Below are 16470 nucleotides of genomic sequence, written 5' to 3'. Positions count from 1 at the left end.
AAGCAGCAGGTCAGGCAGAGGTTGGTACGACCACCCTCAGCCCTTTGAAATAGTCTCTGTAGAAGCCGTCGTCGCGCGTGATGAGGCCATCGCACTGCATCATGGCGTGCGAGCCGATCAGGAAGTCGGCGACAGTGCGGGTGCGGTTGCCACCGCGCTGGCGGTAGCGCCGCTGCATCTCGCCGGCGCGCAGGGACGACTTGGCCTCCATCGCGTCGAAGCGGATGCCCAGTTCCTCGAGGAACTGGAGCACGTCGGTGCCGCCCTTGAATGCGGTGCACACCTCCGCCAGCGCCACCTCGCACAGCACGACCGGGCCGACGTGCAGCGCCTGGCGCACGGCCTCGGCAGCGCTGGTGCTGGCCTCGTCGTCACCGGCGATCAGGTCGATCAGCACGGAGGAGTCGGTGGCGATCAAGGCGTGGGCTCCCCACCCTTCGTTTCGGCCTCGGGTTCGGGAGGCAGGTAGGGGTCCCCGGGGGCGTGCCCGCGGATCGAGCGCATGGCCTCGTCGGTGCTGGCGAAGCCGTCGAGCTTGAAGCGGCCACGCAGGCGCGAGATCGCGTCATCGACGTTCTTGCGCAGGATGATGCGGCCGCCGTCCAGTTCGACCTTGAGCGTGGTGCCCTTGGTCAGGCCGAGGGCGTCTCGGACGGCTTTGGGCAGTGTGATCTGCCCGCGTTCGGCAACGGTGGCTTCCATGGGGCCTCCAGCGACTGAGCGCCGCTGGAGGCGGCGGCTCAGGTATGCATCAGAAAGTATGCATGCATTCTACATACCTCGCCGGGCCTGTTTCAAGCCGTAGGACTTACTTGCCGGTCTTGGCCGGCTTGGCCAACTTTGCGGCCACCGGGGGCGCGGCGGGCGTTTCAGCTGCCGTGGGCGTGATGCCCAGGCCGCTGCGCGCGGCCTCGGCGGCTTCGGCCTCGGGATCGGCGATCTTGGCCGCCTTGGCGGCGGCGATCAGCTTTTCCTGCTCGGGGTGGATGCAGTCATCCAGCAGGCGCTGGCCGATCTTGGTGTCCAACAGCATGGACTTGTTGGCAATCTGGATCATCAGCGTGCGGCCGGTCACGTCTTCCAGGCGCAGCGCGCCGGTGGACGACAGCACCGGCTTCATCGTGATGAGCTGCTTCTTCCACGCCACATTGATGTAACCCGCGACCTTGGGGTGCTTGTCGATGTGCACGGATTCCTTGAACTCGCAGGCGTAGTCGCCGAGGTAGGCGCGCTCGGCGGCGGCGAGCTGGGGCTCGTCGGCGTCGTTCAGCACGGGCTCGGGCGGCGGCGGGGGCGTCTTCTTGGCAGGGGCGGCCTTGGGTGCAGCCTTGGGCGCGGGTTTGGCGGCAGCGGCCTTGGCCGGCTGGGTCTGGGCCAGGGTGGGCAGGGTGGCGCAGAGGACGAGGGCGGCGGCGCAGCCGCGGAGCGTGGGGAACAGCATCGGAGGTCGGCGGGAGGGGTGGGTGGAATGGGGGCGGTGCATCATGGCCGAGACATGGCCGGCCATGGGTGAGCAGGTGTGAGGATTGTCCGCCCGGCCATCTGGCGCCCAGGCCCGTGCTTTACCCGATGGAGGCTGGGAAAAACGCCCGTCGAGCCTCGGCCGGAAGCGGCCTGCCGGTGCGCTCGGCGCGCTCCAGCACGGTCCAGAAATAGCGGTAGCTGGCACGGTCGTGCAATCGGTCACGGAAAGAGGTCGGTGCCCAGCCCGCGGCCTGGGCGGCCAGCAGCAACTCGGCGGCTTCGGCAATCTCGTCGGCCGCCGGCGCGAAGGCCTCGACGATGGGGCGGATCTGGTCGGGGTGGATGCTCCACATGCGCGTGTAGCCGAACTCGCGCGCGGCGCGGCGGGCCGCGGCGGCCAGCCGCTCGGTGTCGCGGAACTCGGTGACGACGCAATGCGAGGGTGTCTTGCCGAAGGCATGAGACGCCGCGGCCACTTCGAGCTTGGCGCGCACGACCAGCGGGTGCTCGAACTGTCCCGGCAACTCCATCGCGGTCTTCGGGATGGCGCCGCAGTGAGCCGACACGAAATCCATCAGCCCGAAGGAGACCGATTCGATGCGTGGATGGGCGGCGATGCGGAAGACCTCGCGCAGCGCGCCATGGGTTTCGACGAGGACTTGCAGCGGCAGCTTCGGCTGGCCATGGCGCTCGCACGCGGCATCGATGGCGGCGGCGGCGCTGTCCACGTCGTCGGCGCCTTCGGGCTTGGGGATCATCAGGTAGGCAAGGCGGGCGCCGGCCTTGCCGATCAGCGTGTCGACGTCGGCTTCGAAGGCCGCATGGCCCCAGGGGTGGACGCGGGCGCCGACGCGGCCAAAGCGATTGGCATCGCTGGTTGCCAGTTCGGCGATCAGCAGCGCGTGCTCGGCTTCGCCACCGACCGGCGCGCCGTCCTCGGCGTCGAGTGTGATGTCGAAGACGGGGCCAAGTTCGGCCTGCAAGGCCAGGCTCTTCTTCATGCGGGCCTCGACGCCGCAGTAATGGTCAACGACGGGCAGCGTGGGCCGCGCGGCTTCGTGGCCGAACAGGGCCTGGAGGGGGTGGAGGAGGGTGCTCATTGCTCCAATGTACCGAGGCCAGGACGTGTAATCCGCACTGTCACCGACATGTCATATGTGTCAACATAAGTCATCAATGATACTTGGAGACAACCATGATTCGACTCGAATCCCTAAGCTGCGCCCGGCGCCTGGCCCTGCAGACGCTGGGTGCGGTCCTCGGCGTGTTTCTGGTGGCCGGCTTCCTGCTGTACTCGGAGCGCACGCTCATCATGAACGAGCGGCAGCAGGCGGTGCAGCAGGCAGTTGAGGCGGCGCATGGTGTCGTCGCGCACTTTCATGCCCAGGTCGCCCAGGGCAAGCTGGCCGAGGAGGACGCCAGGAAGGCGGCCCTCGCCGCGGTCCGGGGGCTGCGCTACAGCGGCAGCGAGTATTTCTGGATCAACGACAACACGCCGGTCATGGTCATGCACCCGATGAAGCCGGAGCTGGAGGGCAAGACGCTGACGGGCAGCAAGGATCCGACGGGCAAGCTGCTCTTCGTCGAGATGGTGGACATCGTCAAGGCTAACGGCGCCGGTTTTCTGCCCTACATGTGGCCGAAACCGGGCAGCGATCAGCCGGTGCCCAAGGTGTCTTACGTGAAGGGTTTTGCGCCGTGGGGCTGGATCATCGGCTCGGGGGTCTATGTCGACACCGTCGACGCGACCATCTGGCGCCGCGTCTGGCAGGCGGGCCTGGGGGTGGTCGTCCTCGTCGGCGTGCTGCTGGCCCTGGGCATGGCCATCACGCGAAGCATCACGCGCCAGCTCGGCGGCGAGCCGACGCGGGTGAATGCGATCACGCACCGGCTGGCTGAGGGGGATCTCAGCGTCGATATCGACGTGCGGGCAGGCGATCACGACAGCGTCATGCAGGGCGTGAAGGCCATGCGCGACAGCATGGCCAGCATCGTTCGGCAGGTGCGTGACGGCTCGGAGTCGGTGGCCAATGCCAGTTCCGAGATCGCTTCCGGCAACCAGGACCTCAGCGCGCGCACCGAGAGCCAGGCCAGCGCCCTGCAGCAGACGGCCGCGTCCATGGATGAACTGGGCGCGACGGTGCGCAACAACGTCGACAACGCGATGCAGGCCAACCAGCTGGCGCAGAACGCCTCGCATGTGGCGGCCGAAGGTGGGCAGGTCGTGCGCCAGGTCGTCGAGACGATGAAGGGCATCAACGACAGCTCGCGCCGCATCGGCGACATCATCTCGGTCATCGACGGCATCGCGTTCCAGACCAACATCCTGGCGCTGAACGCCGCTGTCGAGGCGGCGCGCGCCGGTGAGCAGGGACGGGGATTTGCCGTGGTGGCGGGGGAGGTGCGGCTGCTGGCCGGCCGCAGTGCCGAGGCGGCGCGCGAGATCAAGCAGCTCATCACGCAAAGCATGGAGCGGGTCGATCGCGGCAACACGTTGGTCGATCAGGCCGGCGAGACGATGGAGAAGGTCGTCAGCAGCATTCAGCGCGTGACCGACATCATGGGCGAGATCAGCTCGTCCAGCGCGGAGCAGAGCTCGGGGGTGACCCAGGTGGGGGCGGCCGTCACGCAGATGGATCAGGCCACGCAGCAGAACGCCGCCATGGTCGAGGAAATGGCGGCGGCGGCCGACGGTCTGAAGGCGCAGGCCCAGCAACTGGTCCAGACTGTGGCGACCTTCAGGTTGCCGGCAACTCACGGCTGACAACGAAAAAGGGCCAGCATCGCTGGCCCTTTCGTCTGGCAGGTGGCTGCCGCTGCTTACAGCAGATGCTTGACGCCGTCCTGCTCGTCCGTCAGTTCCTTCAGCGTCTTGTTGATGCATTCCTGCGAGAACGCGTCGATTTCGATGCCCTGGACGATCTTGTACTCGCCGCCTTCGCAGGTGACGGGGTAACCGAACATGACTTCCTTGGGGATGCCGTATTCGCCATTCGACGGGATGCCCATCGTGACCCACTTGCCGTTGGTGCCCAGGGCCCAGTCGCGCATGTGGTCGATGGCGGCGTTGGCGGCCGAGGCGGCCGACGACAGGCCGCGAGCGGCAATGATGGCCGCGCCGCGCTTGCCGACGGTGGGCAGGAAGACCTCGCGGTTCCACTGCTCGTCGTTGATCAGGGCCTTGACCGACTGGCCGTCGATGGTGGCATTGCGATAGTCGGCGTACATCGTGGGCGAGTGGTTGCCCCAGACGGCCAGCTTTTCGATGGAGGCGACGGCCTTGCCGGTCTTGGCGGCCAGTTGCGACGCGGCGCGGTTGTGGTCCAGGCGCAGCATGGCGGTGAAGTTCTTGGCCGGCAGGTCCGGGGCCGACTTCATCGCGATGTAGGCGTTGGTGTTGGCGGGGTTGCCGACCACCAGCACCTTGACGTTGCGCGAGGCGACGGCGTTGAGCGCCTTGCCCTGCGTGGTGAAGATGGCGCCGTTGATGGACAGCAGCTCGGCGCGCTCCATGCCAGGGCCGCGCGGACGCGAACCCACCAGCAGCGCGTAGTCGGTGTCCTTGAAGGCGGTCATCGGATCGCTGTGCGCTTCGATGCCGGCCAGCAGCGGAAAGGCGCAGTCTTCCAATTCCATGATCACGCCCTTCAGCGCGTTCTGAGCCTTCTCGTCGGGAATCTCCAACAGCTGCAGGATGACGGGCTGGTCCTTGCCCAGCATTTCGCCGGAAGCGATGCGGAACAGCAGGGCGTAGCCGATCTGGCCGGCAGCGCCGGTAACGGCGACGCGAACGGGTTTCTTGCTCATGGAAATCTCCGGGGACAGTTGATAAAGCTGACGTCGAGGCGGCGCCATGCGCATCGCCTGAAGGCGGGCAAGTGTACGGGCTTACCCTGCTGGCCCTGTGCTGCAATGCGCTTATGCCGAAGACCGCCGCGCCTTTGTACGAACAGATTCGCCAGTTGATCGTGGCTGCCCTCGCGGCCGGCGAATGGCGGCCGGGTGATGCTCTGCCCAGCGAGGCCGCCCTGGCGGAACGCTTCCATGCCAGCCCGGGCACGGTGCGGCGGGCGCTTGACGAACTGACTGCGGCCCATGTCGTCGAGCGCCGCCAGGGCAGCGGCACCTTCGTGGCGACGCATACGGCGCCGCGCGACGCCTACCGGTTCCTGCGTCTCGTGGCCGACGACGGCGTCAAGGGCTTCACCCGCGAGTTGGTCCATTGCCGACGCGCGCGCGCCACGGCGGAGACGGCGCGGGCACTGCACCTGCGCACTTCCGAGCCCGTCATCGAGGTGCGGCGCCTGCTGCTGCGGCGTGGCCAGGCCGTCGTGCTGGACGACCTCTGGCTGCCCGAGCGGCACTTCCAGGGGCTGAACAGCGACGTGATCAATGCCTATCCGGGCACGCTCTATGCGCTGTTCGAGGAGCGGTACCAGGTGCACATGGTGCGCGCCGAGGAAAAGCTGCGCGCCGTCGCGGCCGGGGTCGACGCTGCCAAATTGCTGGGCGTGGGGGAGGGGGCGCCGCTGCTGAGCGTCGAGCGCGTGGCCTACACCTACGGCGACCGACCGGTCGAATTGCGCCGCGGCCTCTACCACACGGACGTGGACCACTACCGCAATGAGTTGAACTGAATCTGACAATGCCGCAGTGCAGCAACCGCGAAGCTCGGACTCTGTCTTGGCCCTAGAATCTTTCGGTTTCACACTGATTACGCAGGCTAGACCATGACGGACAGCGCCAAGGCAAGACCGGTTTACCGAAATATTCACGTTACGCAGATCGTCAGTTATCGCCTCCCGCCTGCCGGCATCGTCTCCATCCTGCATCGCGTCAGCGGCCTGCTGATGTTCGTGCTGCTGCCCTTCGTGGTCTGGATGCTGGACAACAGCCTGAGCTCGGAGATCTCCTTCGACGTGTTCACCAACGTCTTCGTCGCCGGCGCCGCGGGCATTCCGGGTTGGTTCGTGAAGCTGGTGGCGCTGGGGCTGATCTGGGCCTATCTGCACCACTTCATTGCCGGCGTGCGCCACCTGTGGATGGACGCGACGCACAGCGTCAGCAAGGCCCAGGGGCACAGCTCGGCCATCGTCACGCTGGCCCTGAGCGTGGTGCTGACGTTGGCGCTCGGCGCCAAGCTGTTCGGCCTGTACTGACATCTTCGGAAGGACAACAACAATGAGCACTTTCGGCTCCAAGCGCCTCGTCGTGGGCGCCCATTACGGCCTGCGCGACTGGCTGGCCCAGCGTGCGACGGCCGTGCTGATGGCCCTGTTCACCATCGTGCTGCTCGCGCAGCTGCTGATGCCCGGCGCGCTGGGCTATGACCGCTGGGCGGCCATCTTCTCCCAGCAGTGGATGAAGGTTCTGAGCTTCGTCACCATCCTGGCGCTGGCCTACCACGCCTGGGTGGGAGTGCGCGACATCTGGATGGACTACGTGAAGCCCGTCGGTGTCCGGCTGGCCCTGCAAGTGTTTTCGATCGTGTGGTTGCTTGGCTGTGCCGGCTGGGCAATCCAGGTGCTGTGGAGACTGTGATGACGGCAAAGATTTCGACCCGCAAGTTCGACGTGGTCATCGTCGGGGCCGGTGGCTCCGGCATGCGCGCCTCGCTGCAGCTGGCGCTGGCCGGCCTGAACGTGGCCGTGCTGTCCAAGGTCTTCCCGACCCGCTCGCACACTGTCGCCGCCCAGGGCGGCATCGGCGCGTCCCTGGGCAACATGTCCGAGGACAACTGGCACTACCACTTCTTCGACACCGTCAAGGGCTCGGACTGGCTGGGTGACCAGGACGCCATCGAGTTCATGTGCCGCGAGGCTCCCAAGGTCGTCTACGAGCTCGAGCATTTCGGCATGCCGTTCGACCGCAACGCCGACGGCACCATCTACCAGCGCCCGTTCGGCGGCCACACCGCCAACTACGGCGAGAAGCCCGTGCAGCGCGCCTGCGCCGCGGCCGACCGCACGGGCCACGCGCTGCTGCACACGCTGTACCAGCAGAACGTCAAGGCCCGCACGCAGTTCTTCGTCGAGTGGATGGCGCTGGACATCATCCGCGACGCCGAAGGCGATGCCGTCGGCGTGACCGCGCTGGAGATGGAAACCGGCGAGGTCCACATCCTGCACGCCAAGACCGTGTTGCTGGCCACCGGCGGCGCCGGTCGCATCTTCGCGGCCTCCACCAACGCCTTCATCAACACCGGTGACGGCCTGGGCATGGCGGCGCGTGCAGGCATTCCGCTGGAAGACATGGAGTTCTGGCAGTTCCACCCCACCGGCGTGGCCGGCGCGGGCGTGCTGCTGACCGAAGGCTGCCGCGGTGAAGGCGCGATCCTGCGCAACGCCAACGGCGAGCGCTTCATGGAGCGCTATGCCCCGACGCTGAAGGACCTGGCCCCGCGCGACTTCGTGTCCCGCTCGATGGACCAGGAGATCAAGGAAGGTCGCGGCTGCGGTCCCAACAAGGACTACGTGCTGCTGGACATGACCCACCTGGGTGCCGAGACCATCGCCAAGCGCCTGCCCTCGGTGCTTGAGATCGGCCACAACTTCGCCAACGTCGACATCACGAAGGAACCCATCCCCGTGGTGCCCACCATCCACTACCAGATGGGTGGCATTCCGACCAACGTGCACGGCCAGGTCGTCATTCCGAAAAACGGCAAGCACAACGACATCATCAACGGCCTCTACGCCGTGGGCGAGTGCTCCTGCGTGTCGGTGCACGGCGCCAACCGCCTGGGCACCAACTCGCTGCTGGACCTGGTCGTCTTCGGCCGCGCCGCGGGCAACCATATCGTCGATTTCAACCTGAAGACGAAGTCCCACAAGGACCTGCCCAAGGACGCCGCCGACAAGACCCTGGCCCGCCTGGCGCGGCTGGAGTCGGCCACCGACGGCGAGTACGCCCAGAACGTTGCCAACGACATCCGCTCGACCATGCAGAAGCATGCCGGCGTGTTCCGCACGCAGGCCTCCATGGACGAAGGCGTGGCCAAGATCAAGGAAGTCGCCAAGCGCGTCGCCGGCATCGGCCTGAAGGACAAGTCCAAGGTCTTCAACACCGAGCGTGTCGAGGCGCTGGAAGTGGAGAACCTCATCGAAGCCGCGCAGGCCACGATGATCTCCGCAGCCGCCCGCCCCGAGAGCCGTGGTGCCCACGCGCACAACGACTACCCGAACCGCGACGACGCAAACTGGATGAAGCACACGCTGTGGTATTCCGAAGGCAACCGCCTGGACTACAAGCCTGTGAACCTGACCCCGTTGACGGTTGAATCCGTGCCCCCGAAGGTCCGTACCTTCTAAGTGAGCCAGACATGAAGCGCACCTTCCAGATCTACCGCTACGACCCCGACAAGGACGCCAAGCCTTACATGCAGACCCTCGAGGTCGAGCTGGACGGGCACGAGCGCATGCTGCTCGACGCCCTGGTCAAGCTGAAGGCGGTCGACCCCACACTGTCCTTCCGCCGCTCCTGCCGCGAAGGCGTCTGCGGTTCGGACGCGATGAACATCAACGGCAAGAACGGCCTGGCCTGCCTGACGAACATGCGCACGCTGCCGGGCACCATCGTGCTCAAGCCGCTGCCGGGCCTGCCCGTCGTGCGCGACCTCATCGTCGACATGACGCAGTTCTTCAAGCAGTACCACTCGATCAAGCCGTACCTCGTCAACGACAACATCCCGCCCGAGAAGGAGCGGCTGCAGTCGCCCGTCGAGCGCGAGGAGCTGGACGGCCTGTACGAATGCATCCTGTGCGCGAGCTGCTCCACGAGCTGCCCGAGCTTCTGGTGGAACCCCGACAAGTTCGTCGGCCCGGCCGGCCTGCTGCAGGCCTACCGCTTCATCGCCGACAGCCGCGACGAAGCCACCAACGAGCGCCTGGACAACCTCGAGGATCCCTACCGGCTGTTCCGCTGTCACACCATCATGAACTGCGTGGACGTCTGCCCGAAGGGCCTGAATCCCACGAAAGCCATCGGCAAGATCAAGGAACTGATGGTCCGCCGCGCGGTCTGACGCATGCCTGAACTGATCGGTGAACGCGAACTCTCCAAACTGCGCTGGCGCTGCCGCCGAGGCCTGCTGGAGAACGACCTCTTCATCGAACGATTCTTTACCCGGCATGCCGACTCGGGCATCAGCGTCGCGCAAGCCGAAGGCTTGACGATGTTGATGGACCTGGCCGACAACGACCTTCTCGACCTGTTACTGCGCCGCAAGGAGCCCAGTGGTGAAATTGACACTGCTGCCGTGCGAGGCGTCCTTGCCGATCTGCGCACCTGATTTCAAAACCCTAAGGACTGCACCATGACCCCGTCCGACGTCAAAGCCACCCTGTCGTTCTCCGACGGCAGCCCCTCGATGGACCTGCCCCTGTACAAGGGCACGATCGGTCCGGATGTCATCGACATCCGCAAGCTCTACGGCCAGACCGGCAAGTTCACCTACGACCCCGGCTTCCTGTCGACGGCGTCCTGCAACTCCACCATCACCTACATTGACGGTGACAAGGGCGAGTTGCTGTATCGCGGCTACCCCATCGAGCAGCTCGCGGTGAACTGCGACTACCTCGAAACCTGCTACCTGCTGCTGTACGGAGAGCTGCCCAACCCGGCCCAGAAGGCCAACTTCGAAGACCGTGTGATGCACCACACCATGGTCAACGAGCAGATGCAGTTCTTCCTGCGCGGCTTCCGCCGTGACGCCCACCCGATGGCCGTCATGACGGGCCTGGTGGGAGCGCTGTCGGCCTTCTATCACGACAGCACCGATATCAATAACCCCGAGCACCGCGAGATCGCGGCGATCCGCCTGATCGCCAAGATGCCCACGCTGGTGGCCATGGCCTACAAGTACACGATCGGCCAGCCCTACATCTACCCGAAGAACGACCTCTCGTACGCCGGCAACTTCATGCGCATGATGTTTGCCACGCCGTGCGAGGACTACAAGCCCAACGACGTGCTGGTCCGCGCGATGGACCGCATCTTCACTCTGCATGCCGACCACGAGCAGAACGCTTCGACCTCGACCGTGCGCCTGTGCGGCTCGTCGGGCACCAATCCGTTCGCGGCCATCGCGGCCGGCGTGGCCTGCCTGTGGGGCCCGGCGCACGGCGGCGCCAACGAGGCGTGCCTGAACATGCTGGGCGACATCCAGAAGCAGGGCGGCGTGGCCCGCATCGGCGACTTCATCAGCAAGGTCAAGGACAAGAACTCCGGCGTCAAGCTGATGGGCTTCGGTCACCGCGTCTACAAGAACTACGACCCGCGCGCCAAGCTTATGCGCGAGACCTGCCACGAGGTGCTGGCCGAGCTGGGCCTGCAGAACGACCCGCTGTTCGAGCTGGCCATGAAGCTGGAGCAGATCGCGCTGGAAGACGAGTACTTCGTCGCCCGCAAGCTCTACCCGAACGTCGACTTCTACTCGGGTATCGTGCAGCGCGCCATCGGCATCCCCGTGCCGCTGTTCACCGCCATCTTCGCGCTGGCCCGCACGGTCGGCTGGATCGCCCAGCTCAATGAGATGATCGGTGACCCCGAGTACAAGATCGGCCGCCCGCGCCAGCTCTTCGTCGGCGCGGCACCGCGCGACGTCAAGCCCATCGCCCAGCGCTGACAAGCTTCTCGCCTTACGCGAACCCCTCGGAGCCCCGAGGGGTTCTTTCGTTTTGGAGCCAGCAATCCTGATGTCCGCACCTGAGATCCTCGTCCTCGGCAGCGTCAACCGCGACCTCATCGTGCATGCGCCGCGCCTGCCTCTGCCAGGTGAGACGTTGCGTGGCCAGCGGTTCGGCTCCTGCCTGGGAGGCAAGGGCGCCAACCAGGCGGTCGCGGCGGCACGCCTTGGGGCGTCCGTGGCGCTTGCCGCCCGCGTGGGTCTGAAGGAAAACGGTGCGGGGATGGTGGAGCAGCTGAAGGGTGAGGGCGTCGACACGCGTGCCGTCACTCAGCCGGCTGACGAGGTGCCGGGCGTGGCGCTGATCGTCGTTGGGGCCGAGGATGCCGAGAATCAGATCGTGACCGTCGCCGGCTCCAACGGCACGCTGCCGCTGGCGCAGGTCGAGGCGTTGGAACTGGCAGGTCTGCGCTGGCTGGTGGCCCAGCAGGAGTTGCCGCTGGAAAGCGTCTCGCGTGCCTTTCAGCGCGCCCATGCCGAAGGCGTGAAGACGCTGCTGAATGCCGCGCCGTTTCGCCCTGGCTGCGAGGCGTTGCTGCCGCATGTCGACCTGCTCGTCGTCAACGCGCTGGAGGCCCAGGCCCTCGTCACGACACTGGGCGGCGGCGTGGCCGAGCCCGAAGCACTGGCCAGGGCCTTGCGGGCGAAGGGGCCGGTGGCGGTTCTCGTGTCGTTGGGTGCTGAAGGCCTGTGCTGGGTCGACGCCGATGGTGCTCGCCGCGTGCCGGCGCGGCCCGTGAAGGCGGTCGACACCGTGGGTGCAGGCGATACCCTCGTCGGTGCACTTGTCACCGCGCTGGCTGAGGGGCAGGGCATCGACAAGGCACTTGCCTTTGCCCAGGCCGCGGCGGCGCTGGCCGTGTCCCGCCCCGGCGTTCAGGACGCCATGCCGCGCCGCGAAGAAGTCGAGCAACTGCTCGCGCAATGAATCGAATCCCACAAGGAGAACAAGAGATGTCCCAGACCCTGCTGCTGCCCCGCTGGATCCTGACGATGAAGGCCGGCGAAGACACGCTGGAGAACCATGCGCTGCTGATCGATGGCGAGCGCATTGCCGCCATCGGCCCGCGCGAGACGCTGCTGGCCCAGTACCCCCAGGCCGCACGCGTCGAGCTGCCCGAGCAGATCCTCATCCCCGGCCTCATCAATGGTCATGCCCACTCGGCCATGACGTTGCTGCGCGGCGTTGCCGACGACGTGCCGCTGATGGACTGGCTGCAGAACCACATCTGGCCGCTGGAGAAGAAGTGGGTCAGCGAAGCCTGGACCTATCTGGGCTCCAAGCTCGCGGCTGCCGAAGGTCTGCGCAGCGGCACGACCTACATCAACGACATGTATTTCTTCCCGACGGCGATGGCCCGCGCGGCCGTGGACTCCGGGGTGCGTGCCGCCGTGTCGATCAACGTCATCGATTTCCCGACCGGCTATGCCTCGGGCCCGGACGACTACATCGCCAAGGGTGTGGCGGCCTACGAGCAGTACAAGGGTGAGCCACTGCTGGACTGGACCAGCGCCCCCCACGCGCCCTACACGGTCTCGGACGAGACCTTCGTCAAGCTGCGTGATCTGGCCGAGAAGCTGGACATCCAGATGCACTGCCACATCCACGAGACGGCCGGCGAGGTGTCGGACGGCCTCAAGGCCCACGGCATGCGTCCCATCGCGCGGCTGGACAGGCTGGGCCTGTTCAACGAGCGCATGATTGCCGTGCATATGGTCCACCTCGACGAGGGCGAGATCGAGCTGATGTCCAGGAAGGGCGTGCACCTGGTGCACAACCCCAACTCCAACCTCAAGCTGGCCTCCGGCGTCATGCCGCTGAAAGCACTGGAAGCAGCCGGCGTCAACGCCATCCTCGGCACCGACGGTGCGGCGTCCAACAACCGCCTGGACATGTTCGGCGAGATCCGCTCGGCCGCGCTGCTGGCCAAGGGCATCACCGGCGACCCGACCGTCGCGTCGGCGCGCACCGCGCTGGAGATGGCCACCATCCGCGCCGCCAAGGCCATGGGGCGGGCCGATGACCTCGGTTCGCTGGAAGTGGGCAAGCTGGCCGACGTCGTGGCCGTGTCGCTGGACAGCATTGAGTGCCAGCCTGTCTACAACGCCGCCGCCCAGCTCGTCTACGTGGCCGGCCGCGAGCACGTCAGCAGCGTGTGGGTCGGCGGCCGCCAGTTGCTGCGTGACCGCCAGCCGACGACCATCGACGTCCCCGGCCTGCTGGCCGAGGTGCGCGACGTCGTTGGCCGGATGAAGGCCGGCTGACGCTCAGAACTGCATCCGCGCCCCGATCCGGTACTGGCGTCCCAGCACGTCGTACAGGAAGGGGTTGATGCCGTAGCCCGTGCCCGTCTGCGGCGCGGACGGCGGGTCCACGTCGGTCAGGTTGTCGATCTTGAGGTAGACCGACAGGTTCTTGTTGACCTTGTAGGACCCGCCGATGTCCCAGTAGAACGCCCCCTTCATCTGGTTGTTCAGGATGGTCGGGTGGACGGCCGTGGCGACCGGGCAGTTGGTCTGGCACTCGATGTACTCGTTGCTGTAGACGCCGTTGCTGATCCAGCGCTGCGACAAGGTCAGGCTGACGGCATCGTTCTCCCAAGACTGCGAGAACTGCGCCTTCCACTTGGGCGTGAAGCCGACGTTGTTGACGTTGGCGACGTTGACGCCAGCCGCCTCGGTCGGGATGGTGCCCACGACGCCCGAGTTGATCACGAAGCTCTTCGTGTAGGTCGCCAGGCCGCGCAGCGTGATCTTGCCGGGCAGGCCAGCGAGGCCGAAGCGGAACAGGCCTTCGAGGTCCATGCCCTTGTTGCGCATGGAGGCAAGGTTGAAGGCCTGCAGCGTGACGAACTTGGTCGGGCTGACGAGGTCCATCGCGGCGCAGATCTCCTGGTTGCCGGCCACGCAGAGGTCCACCTCCTGCTGGGCGCTGAGCGAAGAGATCACGTCGTTGACCTTGATGTCGAAATAGTCGACCGAGGCGCTGAAGCCCGGCGCCCAGCTCGGCTGGGCCAGCACCAGGCCGAAGGTGGTGTTGCGGGCCGTCTCCGGGCGGAGGTTCGTGTTGCCGATGGTGCGCTGCTGGACGGTCAGCGTCGTGCCGCCGTAGTTGACGGTGTTGTTGACAACCAGCGGCGCGGCGTAGAGCTCGCTGAGGTTGGGTGCGCGCACGTCCTTGGACGTCACGGCACGAAGCCGTAGGCCATCGATGCCGGTCTTCCAGGTCGATCCGGCCTTCCAGGCGTCGACACCGCCCGAGGTGCTGTAGCGCGTGTGGCGGCCGGCGACATTGAAGTTGGCTTCACCCAGGCTGGCGGACTTGAACAGCGGCAGGTTCAGCTCCAGGAAGCCTTCCTTGACGTTGTAGCCGCCCTCGGCGTTGTGATAGTTGCCGGCGTACCAGTTGTTGCCGATGGCGGTGTTGAGCAGCGGGTCGGCCGGGTACTCGGCGCTGTTGGGGCTGGTGGCGGAGACGCCGTTGCCGTAGGGGTCGCCCAGCACGTAGTACTGCTCCTTGCGCACCTCGCCGCCGAAGGCCACGGCCACCGGGCCGGCCCACAGCGAGAAGGGCTCGCCGTTGACGCTGAAGCTGGCGACCGACTGGCGCTGGCGCGAGTGCTGGTGCGGGCCGTTGGCCGGGGCGATGTAGGCCCAGGCGGCCGGATCGATGGGAACGTCGCCGAGCACGTTCAGCGGCACGCAGCCGGCCGCCGCGGCGGCCGGGTTACGGCAGATGATGCGGCCGTCGCTCGTCTTGATGGCGTCGATGGCGGCGTTGTAGCGCGGGTTCAGCGTCATGTTGGCCACGCTGATGTCGATGGTGTTCTGGCCGTGCGTGGCGTAGGCGTCGTAGGTCCAGGGCTTGCCGAAGGCGTCGAACTTGCCGTTGGCGCCGACCGTCAGGCGCGCCTGCGTGCGCACCGGGTTGACGTCGATGTCGCTGGGGAACTCGGCGTTGGACGTGCCGAACTGGAAGCTGGTGATGCCGTTGCTCGCGCAGGCCGCCTGGATGGAGGCCGGCACGAAGGGGTTGCTGCACTGGATGGTCAGGTTGGCGTTCTTGGCCGCGCCGGGGTTGGGCGTGAAGCGGGAGTCCACCTTGCCGTAGTTCAGCGTGAAGAAGACCTCGTGGTCGTCGTTCAGCTCATAGCTGCCGCGGGTGTAGAACACCTGGCGCTCCATGTTCATGCCCAGCGTCGTGCCGCCGCCGACCGTGCCGGCCAGGTCGCCGCCGACGCAGAAGGGCGTGATGCAACCCGTGACGGCGCCGGTGCCCGTGGGCACGCCGTTGGAGCCGTAGTTGAACTTGAAGGGCGCGCCGTCCTTGCCGAAGGCCGTGCCCTGCAGCGGGCCGTTAGTGATGAGTCCGAACTTGGCGTACTGGAACTGCTGGGCGTTCTCGATGGCCGTGTACTGCGGCTTGCCATCCGTCGTCTGCGAGATGGGGCGCACCTGGAAGGCCGGGTTCTTGAACCAGGTGCGGCCGTTGGCGCCGGCGCCGCCGAAGCGGGGGGAGGGCACGCCGTGCTCGCGGCTGTATTCGACACTCGCGGCGAGGTGGGCGCGACCGTCCAGGAAGTCGCTGCCCCAGGCTGCCTGCAGCGTGGTGTTGCGGTCGTCGTGGTAATTGGTCTCGCCGGCCTCGACATTGGCCTTGAAGCCGGTGAAGCGCTTGTCGGTGATGAAGTTCACCACGCCGCCGACGGCGTCGGAGCCGTAGGAGGCCGAGGCGCCGCCGGTTACCACGTCCACCTGCTTGACGAGCAGCTGAGGGAACTGGCTTACATCTGTCACGCCTGTCACGTTGGCGCCGACGACGCGCTGGCCGTCCAACAGCGTCAGCGTGCGGATGGGGCCGAGGCCCCGCAGGCTCAGCGAGCTCAGGCCCTGGATGCCGCTGCTGGTGCTGTTGGTGCTGGTGGTGCGGCCTGTGCTGCCCTGCAACGCGGGCAGTTCGGCAATCGCGTTGAAGAGGTTGGGCTTGGCGACCTTCTCCAGGTCGGCGGCCACCATGCGCGTCGTCGGCGTGGGCTGGGTGAAGCCGCGTGCGGAAATGCGCGAGCCGGAGATGACGACCGGGCTGAGCACGTTGCCCTCGGCGGGCTGGGCCTCGGCGGCGGGCGGCGCGGCGTCCTGGGCGTGGGCGGCCAGAGCCAGGCTGGCGCAGGTGGTGAGGGCGGCGAGATGGATCAGGGTTCGATGACCGGGGGTACGCATGGATGTCTCCTGGTTCGGCAGCGGGTGTGCTGTCTTGTTGTCGATGAACTGGATAGCGCTGTCCGAAGATTCAAAAAAAATGGCGTCAGCCATTCAGGTCT

At 66.5% G+C, this 16470-nt stretch carries 16 protein-coding genes; 10 read left to right on the top strand and 6 right to left on the bottom strand.

The window, feature by feature from the left end:
• Nucleotides 1-10: 10 nt before the first annotated feature.
• From AC07VX_RS21530 to AC07VX_RS21515, 4 genes are all read right to left on the bottom strand, one after another.
• Entirely contained in the window at nt 11-418 is a 408-nt protein-coding gene (locus AC07VX_RS21530) for a type II toxin-antitoxin system VapC family toxin (RefSeq protein ID WP_493167465.1), read from the bottom strand.
• Nucleotides 415-702: an AbrB/MazE/SpoVT family DNA-binding domain-containing protein gene (locus AC07VX_RS21525; RefSeq protein ID WP_493167466.1), complete on the bottom strand. Its 288-nt coding sequence runs from the start codon at nt 700-702 to the stop codon at nt 415-417. Before AC07VX_RS21525 ends, AC07VX_RS21530 begins: the two co-directional genes overlap by 4 nt.
• 106 nt (nt 703-808) lie before the next feature.
• Nucleotides 809-1441, bottom strand: a complete 633-nt coding sequence (locus AC07VX_RS21520) for a hypothetical protein (RefSeq protein WP_493167467.1) — start codon at nt 1439-1441, stop codon at nt 809-811.
• A 121-nt stretch (nt 1442-1562) separates the two neighbouring features.
• The gene (locus tag AC07VX_RS21515) at nt 1563-2564 is read right to left on the bottom strand and encodes an HpcH/HpaI aldolase/citrate lyase family protein (protein ID WP_493167468.1); all 1002 of its coding nucleotides are present in this window, start codon (nt 2562-2564) and stop codon (nt 1563-1565) included.
• 95 nt (nt 2565-2659) lie between these two features.
• Here AC07VX_RS21515 and AC07VX_RS21510 point away from each other — a divergent pair, with 95 nt between their 5' ends.
• Nucleotides 2660-4228, top strand: a complete 1569-nt coding sequence (locus AC07VX_RS21510; protein ID WP_493167469.1) for a methyl-accepting chemotaxis protein — start codon at nt 2660-2662, stop codon at nt 4226-4228.
• Between the two features lie 56 nt (nt 4229-4284).
• Here the strand turns inward: AC07VX_RS21510 and AC07VX_RS21505 are convergent, their stop codons facing one another.
• Nucleotides 4285-5271 (bottom strand): malate dehydrogenase, encoded by a 987-nt coding sequence (locus AC07VX_RS21505; RefSeq protein ID WP_493167470.1) that lies wholly within the window; start codon nt 5269-5271, stop codon nt 4285-4287.
• A 113-nt stretch (nt 5272-5384) separates the two neighbouring features.
• Between AC07VX_RS21505 and AC07VX_RS21500 the strand changes: the two genes are divergently transcribed.
• From AC07VX_RS21500 to AC07VX_RS21460, 9 genes are all read left to right on the top strand, one after another.
• Entirely contained in the window at nt 5385-6101 is a 717-nt protein-coding gene (locus tag AC07VX_RS21500) for a GntR family transcriptional regulator (protein ID WP_493167471.1), read from the top strand.
• A gap of 93 nt (nt 6102-6194) precedes the next feature.
• Nucleotides 6195-6623 carry a succinate dehydrogenase, cytochrome b556 subunit gene (sdhC, locus tag AC07VX_RS21495; protein WP_493167472.1) on the top strand — a complete coding sequence of 143 codons (429 nt, stop codon included), beginning with the start codon at nt 6195-6197 and terminating at the stop codon, nt 6621-6623.
• Between the two features lie 22 nt (nt 6624-6645).
• On the top strand, nt 6646-7005 hold the full coding sequence (gene sdhD, locus AC07VX_RS21490; RefSeq protein WP_493167473.1) for a succinate dehydrogenase, hydrophobic membrane anchor protein: 360 nt from the start codon (nt 6646-6648) through the stop codon (nt 7003-7005).
• Complete coding sequence (sdhA, locus tag AC07VX_RS21485) at nt 7005-8774, top strand: succinate dehydrogenase flavoprotein subunit (protein WP_493167475.1); 1770 nt, start codon at nt 7005-7007, stop codon at nt 8772-8774. Before sdhD ends, sdhA begins: the two co-directional genes overlap by 1 nt.
• 11 nt (nt 8775-8785) lie before the next feature.
• On the top strand, nt 8786-9487 hold the full coding sequence (locus tag AC07VX_RS21480; RefSeq protein WP_493167476.1) for a succinate dehydrogenase iron-sulfur subunit: 702 nt from the start codon (nt 8786-8788) through the stop codon (nt 9485-9487).
• Between the two features lie 3 nt (nt 9488-9490).
• Entirely contained in the window at nt 9491-9754 is a 264-nt protein-coding gene (locus AC07VX_RS21475; RefSeq protein ID WP_493167477.1) for an FAD assembly factor SdhE, read from the top strand.
• A gap of 24 nt (nt 9755-9778) precedes the next feature.
• Nucleotides 9779-11089 carry a citrate synthase gene (gene gltA, locus AC07VX_RS21470; RefSeq protein ID WP_493167478.1) on the top strand — a complete coding sequence of 437 codons (1311 nt, stop codon included), beginning with the start codon at nt 9779-9781 and terminating at the stop codon, nt 11087-11089.
• A 70-nt stretch (nt 11090-11159) separates the two neighbouring features.
• Entirely contained in the window at nt 11160-12077 is a 918-nt protein-coding gene (locus AC07VX_RS21465) for a ribokinase (RefSeq protein ID WP_493167480.1), read from the top strand.
• A 26-nt stretch (nt 12078-12103) separates the two neighbouring features.
• Complete coding sequence (locus AC07VX_RS21460; RefSeq protein ID WP_493167481.1) at nt 12104-13414, top strand: TRZ/ATZ family hydrolase; 1311 nt, start codon at nt 12104-12106, stop codon at nt 13412-13414.
• Between the two features lie 3 nt (nt 13415-13417).
• Here the strand turns inward: AC07VX_RS21460 and AC07VX_RS21455 are convergent, their stop codons facing one another.
• On the bottom strand, nt 13418-16369 hold the full coding sequence (locus AC07VX_RS21455) for a TonB-dependent receptor plug domain-containing protein (protein ID WP_493167482.1): 2952 nt from the start codon (nt 16367-16369) through the stop codon (nt 13418-13420).
• Nucleotides 16370-16470 lie beyond the last annotated feature (101 nt).

Source organism: Roseateles sp. GW821-FHT03B02 (genome assembly GCF_059421025.1).
The sequence above is the reverse complement of the archived record's forward strand: the minus strand, read 5'-3'. Positions and strand labels throughout refer to the sequence as shown.

Coding starts and splice junctions, on each gene's coding strand:
- AC07VX_RS21525 (WP_493167466.1), bottom strand. CDS start 702: ATGGAAGCCACCGTTGCCGAACGCGGGCAGATCACACTGCCCAAAGCC.
- AC07VX_RS21520 (WP_493167467.1), bottom strand. CDS start 1,441: ATGCTGTTCCCCACGCTCCGCGGCTGCGCCGCCGCCCTCGTCCTCTGC.
- AC07VX_RS21515 (WP_493167468.1), bottom strand. CDS start 2,564: ATGAGCACCCTCCTCCACCCCCTCCAGGCCCTGTTCGGCCACGAAGCC.
- AC07VX_RS21510 (WP_493167469.1), top strand. CDS start 2,660: ATGATTCGACTCGAATCCCTAAGCTGCGCCCGGCGCCTGGCCCTGCAG.
- AC07VX_RS21505 (WP_493167470.1), bottom strand. CDS start 5,271: ATGAGCAAGAAACCCGTTCGCGTCGCCGTTACCGGCGCTGCCGGCCAG.
- AC07VX_RS21500 (WP_493167471.1), top strand. CDS start 5,385: ATGCCGAAGACCGCCGCGCCTTTGTACGAACAGATTCGCCAGTTGATC.
- sdhC (WP_493167472.1), top strand. CDS start 6,195: ATGACGGACAGCGCCAAGGCAAGACCGGTTTACCGAAATATTCACGTT.
- sdhD (WP_493167473.1), top strand. CDS start 6,646: ATGAGCACTTTCGGCTCCAAGCGCCTCGTCGTGGGCGCCCATTACGGC.
- sdhA (WP_493167475.1), top strand. CDS start 7,005: ATGACGGCAAAGATTTCGACCCGCAAGTTCGACGTGGTCATCGTCGGG.
- AC07VX_RS21480 (WP_493167476.1), top strand. CDS start 8,786: ATGAAGCGCACCTTCCAGATCTACCGCTACGACCCCGACAAGGACGCC.
- AC07VX_RS21475 (WP_493167477.1), top strand. CDS start 9,491: ATGCCTGAACTGATCGGTGAACGCGAACTCTCCAAACTGCGCTGGCGC.
- gltA (WP_493167478.1), top strand. CDS start 9,779: ATGACCCCGTCCGACGTCAAAGCCACCCTGTCGTTCTCCGACGGCAGC.
- AC07VX_RS21465 (WP_493167480.1), top strand. CDS start 11,160: ATGTCCGCACCTGAGATCCTCGTCCTCGGCAGCGTCAACCGCGACCTC.
- AC07VX_RS21460 (WP_493167481.1), top strand. CDS start 12,104: ATGTCCCAGACCCTGCTGCTGCCCCGCTGGATCCTGACGATGAAGGCC.
- AC07VX_RS21455 (WP_493167482.1), bottom strand. CDS start 16,369: ATGCGTACCCCCGGTCATCGAACCCTGATCCATCTCGCCGCCCTCACC.